Source organism: Stenotrophomonas sp. YJH_SMC_120, from assembly GCF_059368675.1.
The window spans coordinates 255,912-272,509 of the sequence record NZ_JCAFRY010000003.1 but is presented as its reverse complement, the minus strand read 5'-3'; the positions used below and the strand labels follow the sequence as shown (position 1 = coordinate 272,509).

Genomic DNA, 16,598 nt, shown 5'->3' with positions numbered 1-16,598 from the left:
GACGATGGCGGCAGCCCCCACTCCGGGCACTACAGCGCCAGTGCGGCGGCGCTGGTGGCAAGTGGCAAGTGGCAAGTGGAAATCCACCATGCAGACGCGCTTGTCACATTCCTCAATATGACCATGCTCTGAAACACCGCCTAACTGCTCTGTAAAGTCTATCCTGCCGGCGCACAAGGCCAGAGCTCGACACCTCTCAATCCTGCAGCTCTGATGGCGTTCGCTACTGTCGCACTCACAATCATTGCGTTCGCCGACTGATGCTCGACCCCGAAACGCTGCGAACTACGGAAGATCGGCACATCTGGAGGGTTCTTGATTGACGGGAAAAAGCCGCGGTCATGCCATTGGTAGCGTTCTCTGCCGCATTTCTCGCAACGAACTCCCTCCAGCTCACCCATACACAGCGGAACCACAGGCCCAAGATCGAGTTGAACAACCTCATCCAAGAGGCTTCCTCTGGTGTCCTCAACCGGAAGCACTCCGATACCCAGGGGGCGAAGATGTTCTGACCAAACGGAAGTCTGCATGAAGCAAGCTTCCTCTACCCAATTCAGCTTCAGAAAGGCATTCCGCCCCCATTTCAACGTCTTCTTGATCCGGAACGGCGCCACCTGAACTGCGCCTTCGCCACATTTTGGGCATCGCGCGCTCAGGTCGTATACCTGCTCAAGATACAGAAAATCTCTTTCTGGCTGCGGGTAGCCGCTGGCGTGGACAACCTGAAGCGCGCAGTGTGCGGCTTCCGAAATCTCCGCAGCAGTAAACTCCGTAGTCACAGAAGTTGCACCATTCCACGAGCGAATCAAGCTACAAGCTTCACTCCACCCTGGCGCACCTTCCAAAGCAAAGCTCACAGCAATGCCACCGACTTCAGGACGAGGATCAGCCGGGGGCTGAACCTTCAAGCCTAGAGCACGGAGCTGCAAAGCACGTGCCTCACTCCAAGTGAAAGCAAATCGATACTTGATCTTCATGTCACGATGCTATCAGAGTCCCAAAGATTTAAGGATGGCGGGATGATTGGCATAAATTGACCTTGCGGCGTCCATTATCTGGGCTTGGCTCGGTGGCGGCCTGCCATACGGAAACATCGATCGCCACTGGTTGGTAAAGACCTGATGCTCCGTTCTAGTCACCACAACGGAAAGCATTTCACCCTCCTTCACTTGCATAACACCTGCAAACCGCTTCTCAATAAGATGGTGAACTTGTAACCCAGACCCTGTACCCACCATTCTCTTCAGAGAGTTGTAGGATGCAATGCCAAACTCACCCGCACGCGAGAGATTCCCAAAGCCTCTCGCTGCATTGCCCCCACGCAGCACTACCATGATGGAGGCGAGCTTGAGGCCACCAGCAGCCGTTGATCCCGTTGGAGAGTTCATCAACGGAACGACGATCGCCTCCGACACGGCATCGAAATCGGTCAAGCTCCCCTGTCCGATGAAGAAATTCCGTTCAGAAAAATACTCCTCAATGGCGCCCAGGCCTGTAGCCTTGACGGTCTCCGCAGGCGCGGGGGCGTTGGGATCGTGCTGTGGCACTCCGCCAGGTGTCGGCGACGGCGCACCGGTCAGGTTTGCCCCGGCGAACCAGCTGCCATTGCACATATGTGACCCGGTTGCCTGGTCACACGCGCCCGTGGGATCAGAGAATCGGAATGGGTTGTTGCTGGCGTACCGATAGCGATTGAAATTTGGCCCTCCGGAGGTGCTAGCAGCTAACGGATCGGGAGAAATGAACCTCGCCAGTTGTGGGTCGTAGTAGCGCCGCCCCATGTAGACCAGTCCCGTTTCGGGGTCTGCAAGATGGCCTGAGTAGCCTGGAATCTTCGCAGCAGGCGCCGCGTCTGCCTCGCCATACGGTGACCAGAAGTGACGCGTCAGCACCTCTCCATTAGCCCTGCTCGTTGCCACCAGCGTATTGAGTGCATCGTGATGAAGATAGGTGAGCGTTGCGCCCGTGGCAGAGCTGGTGCGAATAGCCAGCAGTCTCTTGCCGAGGTAGATGTAGTCGGACGTTTCCCCACCTTGGGTGGACTCGATCAGCTCCCCACCCACGAGGTACTGCCAGGAGCGATCCAGATCAATCGCCAAGAAGCCAAGTTCACCGCCACCGCGCTCTGGAATGGATACCTCCCAGTTGTGGCTAGCCGTGATGGGCGTCTTGCCCAACATGGGTGAAGCTTCTGATGTCGGTGCCGACGCTGATGCTGTTGCGTAAGCACGCAGTCCGGCTCCGTCGTAGAAGTATTTCTGCACATCTCCGGCGGAACGGAGCTGGCCACCCATGTCGTAGGTGAACGTCTGGCCGTTACGTACCGCCAGATTGCCTGCCACGTCGTAGGAGAAGCCAGAGACGCCGTTACCGCTTGGGTCCCGCAGCAGTTCCAGGCGATTGCGGGTGTCGTAATGGAACGTGCGCTCCCGCTTCCCTGGCAATCGCATCGAGACGATGTTGTCCAACGTGTCATAGCCGAACGTGTACTGCCCATTCCCACCAAATGCCGGCGCGCGGGCCTGAATCAATCGATCGAGGCGATCGTAGCCCAAGCTGATCTTCCAGGAGTCGCCGCGTACGGCATCGCTGATCTGGCTGATGTTTCCCGTCGCGTCATAGCTGTAGTTCAGATCGACCATGCCACTGTCAACGATGCGGCTGGTCAACTGTCGCGCATTCTCGGTTACGCCACGTACGATGCCATTGCCGTAGGTCAGCGCGGCGGTTTCACCACTGGGGAAATAGGAGATGTTGCTGGCGAGTACGGCGCCAGTGCCATCCTGTAGCCGCACGGGCTGGCCCAGAGCATCCAAGGATTGCTGGACGGAGTAGCCATCAGGGTAGTCCGTACGAACATGCTGACCCATGTGGTCATAGCCAAATGCCAGCGTTCGGGCGCTCGCGCTGCCTATGACACGGCTCTGACTGACCACCGACCCGAGAGAGTTGTAGGTACGGGTGGTCACCACTGGCACACGGTCCTGATTGAAGACCCTCTCAGTCTTCAGCTGGCCCGTAGGTGTGTACTCAAGCTGCTGATCACCCAGACCATCGGGATAGACCACCGTCTGCAGGCGATTGCTGGCATCGTAGTTGCGTGAAACGCGGCGCGCTGCAATCTGCGGCGCCTCACGGTTGCATTCGGTCAAGCTGGGCAACTCCAGCCCGCTCGCACTCCAGGCAAGATTGCCGGCCGCATCGTAGCCAAACACGGTCGCCCCGGTTTCTGGCTCGATGACCTTGCACAACCGAAGGTTGTCGTCGTAGATGTATCGCCGGGCCACGGTCGGGGCCGGATTGTCTGGATTGACTGGCAAGGTAGGAGCGGCTTTGGCGGTGGCCGCCGCCTGGGCAATCGCATCACCCGCAACCGAAAGCGTGAATCGATTCGTGCCGGCGCCAATCGGCACCACGATGGAACCGCTCGCTCCGCTGCCGACCACAGAACCGCCATCACGCTTGAGTTCTGCACGGGAGTCCGTGGCCGACCAGGTCAGGGTGACGTTGCAGGTCTGCGCACCAGCTGCAATCTGGCACATCGCAGGGGACACAGACAGAGTGCCACTGGGCGCTGCGGGAACGACGAACGCACCGGAACCGCCAATGGTGTTGTTGGGTTGTCCAACGGGGGAAATTCCATGGACATAGATCGGTTGCCCAGCCCGCTGGCGGCGCTGCTCATTGCTCATTGGAAGCGAGAAGCGATGATTGCCTCCGGCCTTGCAGGACGTAGCCACGGCCGGCTCACTCGCCGAATCGGCCTTACCGGTCAGGAAGATCGTCCCGCCACTGCCGGCGGCTCCACCGGTGTAGACATGAATGTCGATCGACGAATCAATGCCCGTCGAACACGCCCACCCTCGGATCTGACCGTCGCTGGTGACGCCATCGATATTGCCGATTACCTTGGACGGCGGCCCGTTGACGGTGACCTGGACATTGTCACTTTCCCGACCAAACCACTCTTTGCCCTCTTCCAGCAATCGCCATTGGAAGCTGTAGACGCCCGGCAATGAAGGAGCTACCACATCGAATTCAAAGAACGCAGGCAGCTGTGGACTGACGTCATTCGGCATTGGGACCCGCGCCGTGCCCCACCGGACATTGTCATTGGGATTCCAGGAGCCCAATGCATAGCCCGCAGACGCCGACCACGTGGTGTTGCCCGTATTGACGAACTTCAGCTTGACGCGATAGGTCCGCCCTGCCTCCATGCTGGTCGGGACTTCTTGCTCATACATGACGCCGCGATTGAGCCTTCCGGTCGTCTCAAAGGTCTGCTCGCTGCTGGTGCTACCAAAGCGAACACCATTGCGGTTCATCTGCCATTGGAGGGTGCTCGGTCCATTCTCATTGGCCGCCGCGCCGTTGAAGGCAAAGGTAACCGTCCCACCGGGGCCCACGTCGTGGGGAACGGCGACGTCGGCGATCCCTAGTCTCACAGCACTGGAAACATAGCGTTCGGCTTGACCCAAGCGGTAGCCATCTCCCGCTCTCCACGTCGTGTTTCCGGTGTTCCGGAACGTGACAGCACCGCTGAACGGCGTGCCCCTGTCGGCTGACCTCGGCCAGCTCGCGGAAACATACTCCGCACCGTCGAAGGGGGCCGGTGGCGCGGCCACCGTGATCGTGATGACAGGCGACGTCAGCTCTCGCGTGAACTCATCACCATTGACATTGCGTACGGCAAGAGCCCTGTAGACATACTGATAGCTTCCAGGCGAGATCCCGTTTTCGGTGTACGTCCCGTTCGGAAGCCGCGAGATCACCTGGCCGTTACGCAAGAGCTGTATGCCCGACAGGTACTCGGCCTTGGGGCCGGTGCCTCTGACGCCACTCTTGAGCTGCAACTGATAGGTTGCAGGCGCGCTGTAGGATGTCTGGGCCGGCCCGGTGAGTTCAATCCATGCTTGGGCATGGGCCACCTGGCAGATGAGGATGAGCACGAAGCCCAGCAGCACCGCCGCGGCCATGCGCAGTTTTTCAGCGTACATGCTTGCCATCCTTGACATGCCTTTAGTTGGCGGACTGGGCTACTTCGGTGGTAAGGCCAAAAGCATTTCGTTTGATGCTGACCTTGCTGCCATCGGCACGAATGATCTGCGCAGGCTTCCCGTAGTCCGGGCCTTCAAACGCATCGAATCGGGTGATGGTCTGATGGCCGAGTGGATCCACGACTGTGGTGGTGGCATTGCTGCTGTAGCCAATGGTTGTAATCAGCAGGCCCTGCTCGCTGTCCTGGGACGAAGAGATCTTCCGCCCCAGCGCGTCGTACTCGGTCCAGGTACCGGTCGCCACCGTGCTATCGCGTGAAGGATAAGAGGTGAACGTCAGGCGACCTTCGCTGTCGTATGCGTTCCTGACCCACCGCTGCGTGCCGGCGACGTTGTTTGCATCGTATTCGCGCACCAGGAGCGGCTGCCAGAGTGCGTCGAGATAGGTTTCCTGACGCCGTGCCCCTTGGGCGTTATCGACTCGCCAGTGCCCCGGCGAAAGGCCGTACTCATCGGCCGCGACCTGACGGAATGAGATGGTAGTCTTGGCCCACTGGTTCTCATCGACCGGCGGTTGGACTTCGCGCACGCGACCCATCGGATCGTGCAGATAGGAAGTAGTCCTTTGTAGCGCGTCCGTGGTGGAAGTGATCCACCCGTTTCCATCTGCCGACATGCGATTGGTGGTGCCATCGGGATTGATGACCAATCGCGGCACGCCGCGATACCAGTCCTGGATCTGCGTTTCGTTCCCCTTTCCATCGCGCACTGCACTGATCGTGCCATCCGCCGCATAAGTAACACTCTGCAGCAAAGCCCCGGCCCGATAGACGGCATTCGGCTTGGCCATACCGTCATAGGCATACTGTGTGGTGATCTTTCCCGACGCAGCCTCCTTGACACTCAGCACCTGATCCAAGACCCAAGGGCTGGCCGTATCCAGATGCTCTCGTATCTCAGCCTTGGTACCAGAAGGACCGGTATAGCTCACGCGTGCCGGACGGGCCTTGCGATCGAAATCGCTGTAGACCACGCGGTAGGTATCGCCATCTTGAGAGAATGCGCTTTCACTGAGAGCGCTCAGCATGCCCGCCAAGAACTGACCCGCTTGGACCCCGATAGAATGCCCGACCCGCGTCCTGAACGGACCGGTCTCGGAACCGAACGTATAGGTGTAGAGCTCGTCACGCTGCACTTGGCCAGCTGCGTCCAGAACCTGCTTTTGCATGAGCTTTCGCTCGTTCAGAGCTGGATTGGCACCGTAGCGCTCGCGAATCTGCGTTCCATCCGGCTTGGTCAGGCTGGACCAGCGGCCGCTTCCCGGCAACTGCAGGTTGTAGCTTCGCGTAGTGACCATCGGAGACAGTCCGGGCCCGGTGATGGTGCGCTTCTTCAAAGACCAGGCTTGGTAGTGCGAGGGTGTCAGTCCATTGCAAGGATCGGAGCGAATGAACAACTCCATTTCAAAGTCGAATATGCCTCGGGCACCCGAGGGGGCGACCACCGTCATCTGCGTAGGAGGGGGCTCACTACCGGCCCGTATTTCGCACCCGCCCTCATCGTCGGCTTTACGGATAGGGAAACTGGACTGGAGGCGTCCGCGATGACTGTAAGCCCACGCCGAGCCATCCGGAAGCGTGACCTGGGACAAGCCGCCGTCGTTCCCGTCCGTGTCGCCAACATACGAATACCGCCATATGCGCCCATTGGCTTGCACGCTGGTCACCCGACCGTCGCCGTCATAACTCAGGTCAATCCGGCGACCGTCGCTGGACTCAATGTTAGTGAGTTTGTCTCCGTTGTAACTATAGGATACCCAATTCCCATAGCGGTCCTCCACACGCGACGCCAGAAGATAGACCCGCTTACGCCCCACCGAACGATTGGCAGCGCCATCACTGAACTGAGCTGTTGCATAGGGTCTTTCCACACCCCAGTCGAAGAAGTACTTCTTCCCATCCGGGGTGTGCCCAATAAACGCCTCGCCCGGATATCCATTTCGTGTTGCAGCCAAACAGGTGAACCGTGCTCTCGAAGCCGTCATCCACTTGGGCGCCTCCAAGCCTGGTGCCGTGGCATGGGACGGATCGTCGGCAATCAGAAGCTCCTCGCCATTTCCGCCATGCCACTTCACGTCAATGCCGAAGCCGATATTGGTATAGCCCCAGGTCTCCAATAGGTAGGGCGCCTTATTGACCGAACAACGCTGTGTGGTCTGCGCCCCTGGATCGCCCGTAATCCATCCAGCCCCCTTGGTCCATACGCCCGACATGTGGGGAACGACGATTTCCCAATCGTCAAACAGCGTCAGCCCTTTGGCCTCGCTATAGCGAGATCCTCGGTTGACGGCCTCAACTCCAAAGCGGCGGGCGATGCTGACCGGAAGGTCGAAATTGCCAGGTATGGACACGTCTTCAACAAGGAACTCGGTGCTGCCGTCGAAGCCGGAAGTTCGATCCCCGAATACCTCATCTGCGGATATGGCGGCAAGCGACTGCGCGCTTTTTACCCTCTTCTCATACTCTTGATAGTTGAAGAGCCCATCCTGGGCTGAGACGTGGAACCCGACTCCCAGCGCAAGTGCCAAGCCGACGATGAGCGAGCAAAGCGGCGAGCCCGGATAAACATTGCAGGGAGCATTTTCCCCCCGCCGGTCCTTGGCAGAAATCATGTCCGTTACATCCTTGGATGAAGGGCGACAAACGACTCAGCTTCCGTTCATGCGGATGATTACTCCAACTGAAGCACCCTTGTCAAGACCTGATCTTGATGTTCGGACTTCCTCAGTTCAATCAGCAGTCGCCCTGTTGGGTAGCCAGCATGATCGATGCAGTCTGGCGAGTGCCGGATAGCGAACGCGCGCGCATCAGCTTCGAGCGTTGGATGAACTCTCAGCGGAAACTGGGACGGTTGCTCTAGGAAGACGCAGAGCCACTGTTGGTCGAGGCGTGCTCTGGGTGCTCTGGCGAGTGTGCACCCGGCGAACACCGGCCAGAATCCTCCTAGCCACTTCACCAGCAATTCCCGATAGCTCCCCGCAGCGCACCTACCGCACCATCAAGCGTCTCTCTGCAGGAACCCAATCATGAGCCTGGCGCTGGTCCACAGCCGTGCCCGCGCCGGGGTCGATGCCCCGCTGGTGCGAGTGGAAGTGCATCTCTCTGGCGGCCTGCCTGTCACCCAGATCGTTGGCCTGGCCGAAACCAGCGTGCGCGAATCCCGCGAGCGTGTGCGGGCCGCCCTGCTCTGCGCTCGCTTCGACTTTCCACAGCGGCGCATCACGTTGAATCTGGCGCCCGCCGACCTGCCCAAGGAAGGTGGTCGCTACGACCTGGCGATTGCCTTGGGCATTCTTGCGGCCAGCGGCCAGGTCGATCCACAGTCGCTGCTGCAGTACGAATTCCTGGGCGAGCTTGGCCTGACCGGTGAGCTGCGGCCGGTGGCCGGTGCACTGCCGGCCGCGATTGCCGCCGCTGAAGCCGGTCGCATCCTGGTGGTACCGCCGGGGAATGCCGCAGAGGCAGCTTTGGCCGAGCATGCCGATGTGCGTGTAGCGCGTACGCTGCTGGAGTGCTGCGCCGGGTTGGGCAATCCGCGCCTGTTGCCGCCCGTGGAACGCGTGGACACGACACCGTTGCCACTACCCGATCTGGCCGACGTGCGCGGGCAGGCGCATGCACGACGCGCATTGGAAGTGGCTGCCGCCGGTGGGCACCATCTGTTGTTGATCGGCAGCCCTGGCTGTGGCAAGACGCTGTTGGCCTCGCGCCTGCCCAGCCTGTTGCCGGATACCGAAGAGACTGAGGCGCTGCAGCTGGCCGCGATTGCATCGGTGAGTGGCGAAGGGCTGGACCCGCGACGATGGCGGCAGCGGCCCTTTCGGGCACCGCATCACAGTGCCAGTGCGGCGGCGCTGGTGGGTGGGGGCAACCCGCCCTGCCCCGGTGAGATATCACTGGCCCACCATGGAGTCCTCTTCCTTGATGAGCTTCCAGAGTGGAACCGCAGCGCACTGGAAACCCTGCGCGAGCCACTCGAGTCCGGCCACATCCGCATCGCCCGCGCGGCACGCAGCGTACAGTACCCCGCGCGGTTCCAACTGGTGGCCGCGATGAATCCCTGCCCGTGCGGCTGGGCCGGTGATCGCAGCAACCGCTGCCTGTGCAGCGATGAACGGATCAACCGCTATCGCGCACGGGTGTCCGGTCCGTTGCTGGACCGCATTGATCTGCATATCGGCGTGACGCGGATGGACGCGGTGGAGCTGCGGGAGAGCACGCCGCTGGGTGAGCCCAGTGCTGCGGTACGCGCACGGGTGGAAGCCGCCCACGCCCGGCAGCAGGCGCGTGGCGCGCTCAATGCGCATCTGCCGCCAGCGGCGCTGCGGGCGTGCACGAAGCTGAGCGAGGCCGATCAGGATCTGTTGGAGCAGGCCATCGAGCGTCTGCAGCTTTCGGCACGTGCGATGCACCGGATTCTGCGGGTGGCGCGCACGATTGCCGATCTGGCTGATTGCGAAACGATCCAGACGGCCCATCTGGCTGAGGCCATTGGCTACCGGCAGCTGGACCGGGGAAAGCCCTAGAAGCACCGTCCCGAGTGGTCGTTGGTAGAGTCGACTGTTAGTCGACTCGCGCGCGAAGCGCGGTATCTTGGTGGGCCGACGCGAAGAGCAGTCGACTAACAGTCGACTCTACCAGGAGCGGGTCATGGCGACGGATGGTGCGATGATGCCGGAGCGGGTCATGGCCGCCTGGCGGCGCTAATGCCGCCCCCACGCATCACGCCGCGGAATCCACCCGCCCACGCTTCGCCAGCAGCGCCACCCGACGGCTGACCAGCGCATGGAGCTCCGCCAGCTCCGACGCCCGGTCAGCCGTCATGTTCCCGCCAAACAGCACCCGCGACAACGCCGCCTCGTCGCTGTCGTCCGGGTGCTGCCACCGGTCCCGGTACACCTTCTGGCACACCAGCCAGGCCAGCCGCAGCCCCCCACCGGGCAACGGACGGACCACGCGCTCGTAGACGTGCCAGAACTGGTACTCGGCCTCCAGGTCGATCACAGGCGTCATGGACGGCGCCTGCCGGAGCCGTCCTGGGCCCCGGATGCCGAACAACGGGGTTCGCGGGTTGTACTGAGCCATGCCGACAGCATGACCCAGCAACATTGTGGGAACCTTGCGTCGTTGCCGGAAAATCGCTGCCGGCCGCGCAAAGCTGGGTCTGGGGTCAGAGCCCTTTGCTGCGCAAAGGGATCTGACCCCGATCACGGGATGGCTGCGGGGTCGGATCCCTTTGCGCAGCAAAGGGCTCTGACCCCGGCCTTCGTTGCCTCAGAACGTCATCAAGGTACTGAACATCAGTTGCCGTGGCGCGCTGCGCTGCAGGGTCTGGTAATCCCCCGAGAACGACGAGCCGGCGATGGTGGCGGTGCCGATGTTGTGGCGGTTGAGCAGGTTGCTCACGTCCAGCCGCAGCTCCAGGCCGGGCACGGCGCTGTCCGCACCGAAGCGGTAGGCGGCATAGGTGTTGACCTGCCAGAAGGTCGGCACGCGGATGTCGTTCTCGTAGGTGAAGGGCTGGCGCAGGTACGAGGTGCTGGTGGCACCAAAGCGCCAGTCACCAAAGTGCGCGGACAGGTCGCTGACCAGCGAGATCTGCGGGTAGCCCGGCTGGGCGTTGCCCTTGATCGGGTAGACCGTGTCGCCCACCACGAAATCGCTGTCGTAGTACGAACGGGCCACGGCCACGCCCTGGTAGAACTGCAGGTGGTCGCTCAGGTCGGCGGTGATGCCGAGGTCGGCACCGATCACGTGCATCTTCGGCATCAACCGCACGGTATTGATCTGTGCGAACTGGGTGCCGATGGCAGCCGACAGCAGTCGGTTGCGGATGTCGTTGTAGAACACATCGCCGGTGATCGTCAGCCGATCGAAGCGATGCGACGCGCCCACGGTGAGGTTCCAGTTCTTCTCCGGGCGCAGCGTGCCCGCCACGCGGTCGAACTCTTCCTGGTCGGTGATGGTCCATGCCGAGGCGGTGTAGCCGATGTTGCCGCGCTGGGCAACGCGATAGCCGTTCATGGTGTTGGCCAGGTCGATGAAGGCATCGGTGGATTCAGTCGGGCTCCAGAACAGCGAGACATGCGGCAGGAAGTTGCTTTTCGCGCGCAGCGTGCCGTTCACCGGCCGGTCCTTGGCATCACCGAGGCCACCGCCGCTGGTGCGGAAGTCCACAGCCTTGAAACCAACGCCCAGCTTCAGCGTGTCGTTCAGCACGATGTCGTCCTGCAGGTAGAACTGGCGCGAGCGGGTCACCCAGCTCGACGCGTTGTCGGTCTTGAACGCCGGACCATACACATCGAACGGACCGGTGGCCTTCAGCGGCGGGCCCTCGCCCAGCAGCGGCTGCTGGTACCACTCGGTCTTGGCTGCGGCCTTGCTTTTCTCCTGCCAGAAGCCGGCGGTGAAGGTGTGTGCGCCCGCCTCGAACTGCAGGTTGAGCATGCCGCCCAGCCGGTTGAGGCGCGGCGTCTGCACCTGTTCGGAGAATGGCGCGCCGCTGGGCGACGGTACGGTCGGGTCGGTCAGCGTGGCCTGCGTATGGCTGTTGGCGTTGTACAGCTGCACGTTGCCGTTCAGCGCCGGACTGATCTGGAAACGATGGTTGATCGAGGACACGCGGTCGCGGGTGGTCTGGCCGGTGTCGTAGGGAATCAGTTCGGACAACTCACCGCAGGTGTAGGCGCCGCAGGCCTTGTCCGCATTCTCAGGCGAGGCCACGTACCAGGCCCACGCATAGTCTGGATAGAAGATGTCGGCCTTCCAGCCCAGCTTGCGGATCATGTCGAAGGAGATGTTGTTGTAGCCCCAGACCTTGGCCTTGCTGTCAGAGAGAAACACAGTGAAATCGCCCCAGGCCACATCCTGCTGCAACTTCAGATCGCCGCGCAGAAAGTGTTGGGTGCCGCCACCCTGGTACTTGTCGGCGGACACGCGCTGCAGGTCGACCAGCACTTTCGGGCCATGCTCGCCGAGCTGGCCGCTCTGCCCGGATACGGTGGTGACCAGCGTGTTGTTGCTGCCCACGCCCTGCTTCACGCGCAGGCTGGGCGTGTCCTGCAGCTCGCGCAGGCGGTATTCCAGGCTGCCGCCGTTGACGCTGCTGGAGAACACGCTGACCGGTGCGCCACCGGGGCTGACCGTGATCGCGCCGATGCCATCGGGCACGCCCACGTTCACCACGCTGGTGCCGGTGAGCGAGAGGAAGCCGTTGTCGTTCAGCGGCACGCCTTCGAAGGTGATGCCCATTTCATTATGCGGAAGCCGCGCACGAACAGGCTGGTGGCCGAGATATCCAGGCCCAGCCCGTCGGTGGCGGTGTAGCTGGCACCGGGCACCTGCTTGAGCATGGCCAGGCCGTTGTTGCCGGTGACCATCGCATCAAGGTCTTCGGCCTTGATGATGTAACGGTTGGGGCCGACCACCTGGGTCGGTGCCACGGCAGCGCCGCGCGGTGTGGCGATCACCTGCAGGGCGTTGAGCGTGGTGGGCGTGTCGTGCGCGGCATCGTGCGTTTCTGCAGCGTACGCAGGTGCGGTGATGGCAGCGATGATGGCCAGGGCGAGGCGCGTCGTGGGTGGGGTGTTCATGGCAGTAGATCCAGGGTGCAGGGAGAGAGCGGCGCAGGCGCACGCCCAGCGCGTTGCAGCACCGGTGTCGGCGCCCTGGCTGGCGGTGCGATTGCGTTGAGGGAGCGACGGCGCGGTGCGTGCCGGTCAGTGGCAGAGGAAGACGATCATCTGCCGTGGGATTCGGTGGGGTGATTTCGACGTGCTGAATTCTTGCATCGCACTGCCGCATTCGCCATTGCGCGGTGGTACAGCGCCGATGGCGGAAGGGATGGGTGGGCTATACGTGGGTATAGCCCCTGGGTCGGCGCTTGCCGTTTGTGTGTGCCAACCAAGGTTGGCACCTACCGGGGCAGCTGAGGTTGGCAGCTACCAGAGCAGAGGGACGCGCGGCTACTGCAGGACGAAACGCTCGATCGCGTGCGCCACGCCGTCATCAGCATTGCTGCTGGTCTCAAACCGCGCCACCGCCTTCACTGCATCAATGGCATTGCCCATCGCGACGCTGGTGCCAGCGTACTGCAGCATGGTCAGATCGTTTTCCTGGTCGCCGATGGCCATCACGTTGGCGCGGTCGATGCCCAGATGCTCGGCAAGCTTCTGCAGGCTCGGGCCCTTGCCTGCGCGGTGGTCGAACACTTCCAGGAAGTACGGCGCGCTCTTCAATACCGCGAAGCGCTCGATCAGTTCGCTGGGCAGGCGCGCGATGGCGGCATCCAGCACGTCGGGTTCGTCGATCATCATCAGCTTGATGAAGGACATCGACGGGTCCATGTCTTCCACGCGGCGATACGACAGCGGCATCCGCGAGAGATGCGAATCGGCCACGGTGTAGTAGCTGATGTCCTGGTTGGGCGTGTACATGCGCTGGCTGTCCAGCGCCTGGAAGTGCACGCCCACTTGGCGGGCCACCTGCTCGCAGAACAGGAAATCGTCGAAGCTGAGCGGATACTCGACCACGGTTTCGCGCATGCCGATGCGCTGCACCAGGCCGCCGTTGCAGGCGATGCAGTAGTCGTCGTTGCCGGTGATGCCGAGCTCGTGCAGGTACGGCGCCAGGCCCGGAACCGGGCGGCCACTGGTCAGCACGATGTGCACACCCAGCGCGCGCGCCTGCGCGACGGCCTTCCTGGCGCGTGGGGTGAGCTGGTGCGACGGGTCCAGCAGGGTGCCATCCATGTCGATGGCGACCAGTTCGATGGTCGATTGCCTGCGGCCCATGTCCATTGCGTTCAACTCATGCGGGGCACGCCAGTTTACCCCCTCATGCCCGGTTCACCTCTCTGCCCACGTTGGCCGGGATACTGCAGGAGCCTGTGCGTTCCCCACCGCAGGACGGCCCATTGACCGCCCTTCCCTGGAGAAGCTTGCGACGCATGACCTACCGTGCCCCCGAAACCGACGACAGCGCCCCCCTGGCCCAGCAGATCGAGCAGATGATCGACGAGCTGCCCGGCGACCAGGTGCGTGTCGGCACCCTGCTCAGTGCGCTGGGCGATGAAGGCCTGTTGCTGATCGTGATCCTGCTCTCGGCCATCTTCATCATTCCGGTGTCGATTCCCGGGCTGAGTACAGTGTTTGGTGCCTCGATCCTGCTGATCGGCCTGAGCCGGGTGCGCAACCGCCCGCTGTGGGTGCCGCAGAAGCTGGCGCGCCGCGAGATCGCCACCGACAAGCTGAAGGCCAACCTCGGCCGTGCGCTGAAGTGGGTGCACCGCATGGAGCGGCTGTCGCGGCCGATGCGGCTGGCGGTGATGGTGCGCTCGAAGAAGATGATGCGCCTGAACAACCTGATGCTGGTGTTCGCGACCCTGCTGCTGATGGCGCCGGCCGGACCGATTCCCTTCAGCAACACGCTGCCGGCATTGGCGCTGATGTCCTTTGCGATTGGCTTCATCCAGCGCGATGGTGCGGCGGTAGTGGCCGGTTATGGCTTCTTGGTGGCCACGGTGGTGTATTTCGGCGTGTTGCTGGGTGGCGTGGGGTTTGCCGCCGAGTCGGTGTTCAGCGGGTTCCGGGCACGCTGAACCCGGTGGCAGAACCGGCAGGGCGGAGTCGACAGGGTAGTGTCGACTGCCCTTCGCTGCTTACCGGGGAAGCACGCGCTGCGCGCTCGAGTCGACTGACAGTCGACTCTACCGGATGTTCTTCGGCCATGGCTCGACGCTACACAGCTACTTGGCCGACACCCGCCACACCACGTCGCCCACGTCATCAGCCACCAGCAGCGCGCCTTCGGCATCCATCGCCATGCCCACCGGTGCGCCCATCAGGGTCTTCTCGTCCTTCGAGGCGAAGCCACTGACCACGGTCTGCGGCCGCCCGGTCGGCTTGCCGTCCTTGAACGCTACGTAGACCACTTCGTAGCCACTCAGCGGCGAACGGTCCCAGCTGCCGTGCTCGCCGATGAAGGCGCCGCCGTGGTACTGCGCCGGCAATGCCTGGCCGGTGTAGAACAGCAGGCCCAGCGGTGCCACGTGCGAGCCGATGGCGTAGTCGGGCGTGATTGCTTTGGCCACCAGGTCCGGCCGCTGCGGCTGCACGCGCTCGTCCACGTGCTGGCCGTAGTAGCTGTAGGGCCAACCGTAGAAGCCATCCTCCTTCACCGAGGTGAGGTAATCAGGCACCAGGTCGGCACCGATTTCATCGCGTTCGTTCGCCACGGCCCACAGCGTGCCGGTACTCGGCTCCCAGTCCAGCCCGGTCGGGTTGCGGATGCCCGAGGCGTAGATGCGGCTGCCGCGGGTGGCCACGTCCACTTCCAGCACCACCGCACGGCGGTATTCGACGGCCAGGCCGTTCTCGGTGATGTTGCTGTTGGAGCCCACGCCCACATACAGCTTGCGGCCATCACGGCTGGCCAGCAGTTCCTTGGTCCAGTGGTGGTTGATGGTGCTGGGCAGGTCGGTGAACTCGCGGCCCTTGTCCGACATGCGGGTTTCGCCGGGCACGTAGTGGTACTGCATGATGTTGCCGGTGTTGGCCACGTACAGCGTGTCGCCGATCAGCTGGATGCCGAACGGCGAATGAAGGCCCTCGATGTAGACATGCTGGGTCCACGTGTTCGTTCCCGGCGTGCGGCGCAGCAGGGTGACCCGGTTCCCGCCCTTGCCGGCCTTGCCCGAGCGCGCTTTGACCTTGCCGGCAATCCACTGCTTGGGCGTGGTGACCGGTTCTTCACCGGGGCCGTTACCTTCCACCACCAGTACATCGCCATTGGGCAGGGTCAGCAGGCGCCGCGGATGCTGCAGGTTGGCGGCGATGCGCTCGATCTTCAGGCCCTCGGCCACCGTGGGGGTCTGTCCATCAGCCCAGCCGACGCCCTTGGGCACCTGCATCGGCGGCATCAGGAAGTTGGCCGGCTTGGGCAGCGGCGGCTGCGGGCCCGACTGATCGGCGGGATGGTATTCAGCCTTGCCGGCGCAGGCCGACAGCATCACGGCCAGCGCCAGGGCGCCCACGGTGGGCAGGATGTGCTTAGCCATGACGACCTCCCTGCAGCACCGGCGGCTGCAGTGACAGCAGTATCAGGCCCAGGGCGATCAGGGCCACGGTCAACGCCGACAGGATCGTGCCCGGCACCGCAACGGCGTACGCGTCGCGGCTGTGCACGAAGGCGTTCCAGATGGCCAGCACCACCGCGACCAGGTTGAGGAAGAAGTCGATGCGGTCGATGCGGGTGGCGGTACCGTTGCGGCGCCAGACCGCGAAGAGGTTGATCAGGCGCGGCACGATGGCGATCAGCAGGCCGAAGGTGATCAGCCAGGCAGCGGCCTTGCCCCACATCACCTCGGCGCTGTTGAGATAGATCGCGTCGAAGATCAGTGCGCCGACGAAGAAGCCGAAAGGTATCGGGTTCAACAGGCTGAACAGCGTGGTGCCGAGGCCGCGATGGGCCTGGGCGAGCGGATTGACCATCATCGTGCTCCGTGCGGAAGGGTGCACGGGCTGTAGTAGCACAGCGCGATGTG

Annotated in this window: 9 protein-coding genes and 1 pseudogene; 2 read left to right on the top strand and 8 right to left on the bottom strand. The window is 62.6% G+C overall.

Features of this window, described 5'->3' with window-relative positions:
- Positions 1-158: 158 nt before the first annotated feature.
- Genes AC5P60_RS07230 through AC5P60_RS07220 form a run of 3 tightly spaced genes read right to left on the bottom strand, consistent with a single transcriptional unit; the run spans position 159 to position 7,668 of the window.
- The gene (locus AC5P60_RS07230; protein ID WP_138464138.1) at positions 159-977 is read right to left on the bottom strand and encodes a hypothetical protein; all 819 of its coding nucleotides are present in this window, start codon (positions 975-977) and stop codon (positions 159-161) included.
- Positions 978-989: 12 nt separating this feature from the next.
- The gene (locus tag AC5P60_RS07225) at positions 990-4,997 is read right to left on the bottom strand and encodes an RHS repeat domain-containing protein (protein WP_483693356.1); all 4,008 of its coding nucleotides are present in this window, start codon (positions 4,995-4,997) and stop codon (positions 990-992) included.
- A 22-nt stretch (positions 4,998-5,019) separates the two neighbouring features.
- Positions 5,020-7,668, bottom strand: coding sequence for an RHS repeat domain-containing protein (locus AC5P60_RS07220; protein ID WP_033834871.1), 2,649 nt, complete (start codon positions 7,666-7,668; stop codon positions 5,020-5,022).
- 414 nt (positions 7,669-8,082) lie between these two features.
- Between AC5P60_RS07220 and AC5P60_RS07215 the strand changes: the two genes are divergently transcribed.
- Positions 8,083-9,582, top strand: coding sequence for a YifB family Mg chelatase-like AAA ATPase (locus AC5P60_RS07215; RefSeq protein WP_483693357.1), 1,500 nt, complete (start codon positions 8,083-8,085; stop codon positions 9,580-9,582).
- Between the two features lie 196 nt (positions 9,583-9,778).
- Here AC5P60_RS07215 and AC5P60_RS07210 read toward each other — a convergent pair whose 3' ends face one another.
- The 3 genes and pseudogenes from AC5P60_RS07210 to yidA form a co-directional block, all read right to left on the bottom strand.
- Positions 9,779-10,165, bottom strand: a complete 387-nt coding sequence (locus AC5P60_RS07210; protein ID WP_483693358.1) for a hypothetical protein — start codon at positions 10,163-10,165, stop codon at positions 9,779-9,781.
- A gap of 165 nt (positions 10,166-10,330) precedes the next feature.
- Positions 10,331-12,648: pseudogene (locus tag AC5P60_RS07205) on the bottom strand (TonB-dependent receptor).
- 372 nt (positions 12,649-13,020) lie between these two features.
- Positions 13,021-13,854 (bottom strand): sugar-phosphatase, encoded by an 834-nt coding sequence (yidA, locus tag AC5P60_RS07200; protein ID WP_483693360.1) that lies wholly within the window; start codon positions 13,852-13,854, stop codon positions 13,021-13,023.
- A gap of 149 nt (positions 13,855-14,003) precedes the next feature.
- On the opposite strand from yidA, the gene AC5P60_RS07195 reads away from it, so the two are divergent.
- Positions 14,004-14,654 (top strand): exopolysaccharide biosynthesis protein, encoded by a 651-nt coding sequence (locus tag AC5P60_RS07195; RefSeq protein WP_033833724.1) that lies wholly within the window; start codon positions 14,004-14,006, stop codon positions 14,652-14,654.
- 147 nt (positions 14,655-14,801) lie between these two features.
- On the opposite strand, the gene AC5P60_RS07190 is transcribed toward AC5P60_RS07195, so the two are convergent.
- Entirely contained in the window at positions 14,802-16,112 is a 1,311-nt protein-coding gene (locus tag AC5P60_RS07190) for a PQQ-dependent sugar dehydrogenase (protein ID WP_483693361.1), read from the bottom strand.
- Positions 16,105-16,545: a DUF2231 domain-containing protein gene (locus AC5P60_RS07185; RefSeq protein WP_041863928.1), complete on the bottom strand. Its 441-nt coding sequence runs from the start codon at positions 16,543-16,545 to the stop codon at positions 16,105-16,107. The genes AC5P60_RS07190 and AC5P60_RS07185 overlap by 8 nt, the downstream gene beginning before the upstream one ends.
- Positions 16,546-16,598 lie beyond the last annotated feature (53 nt).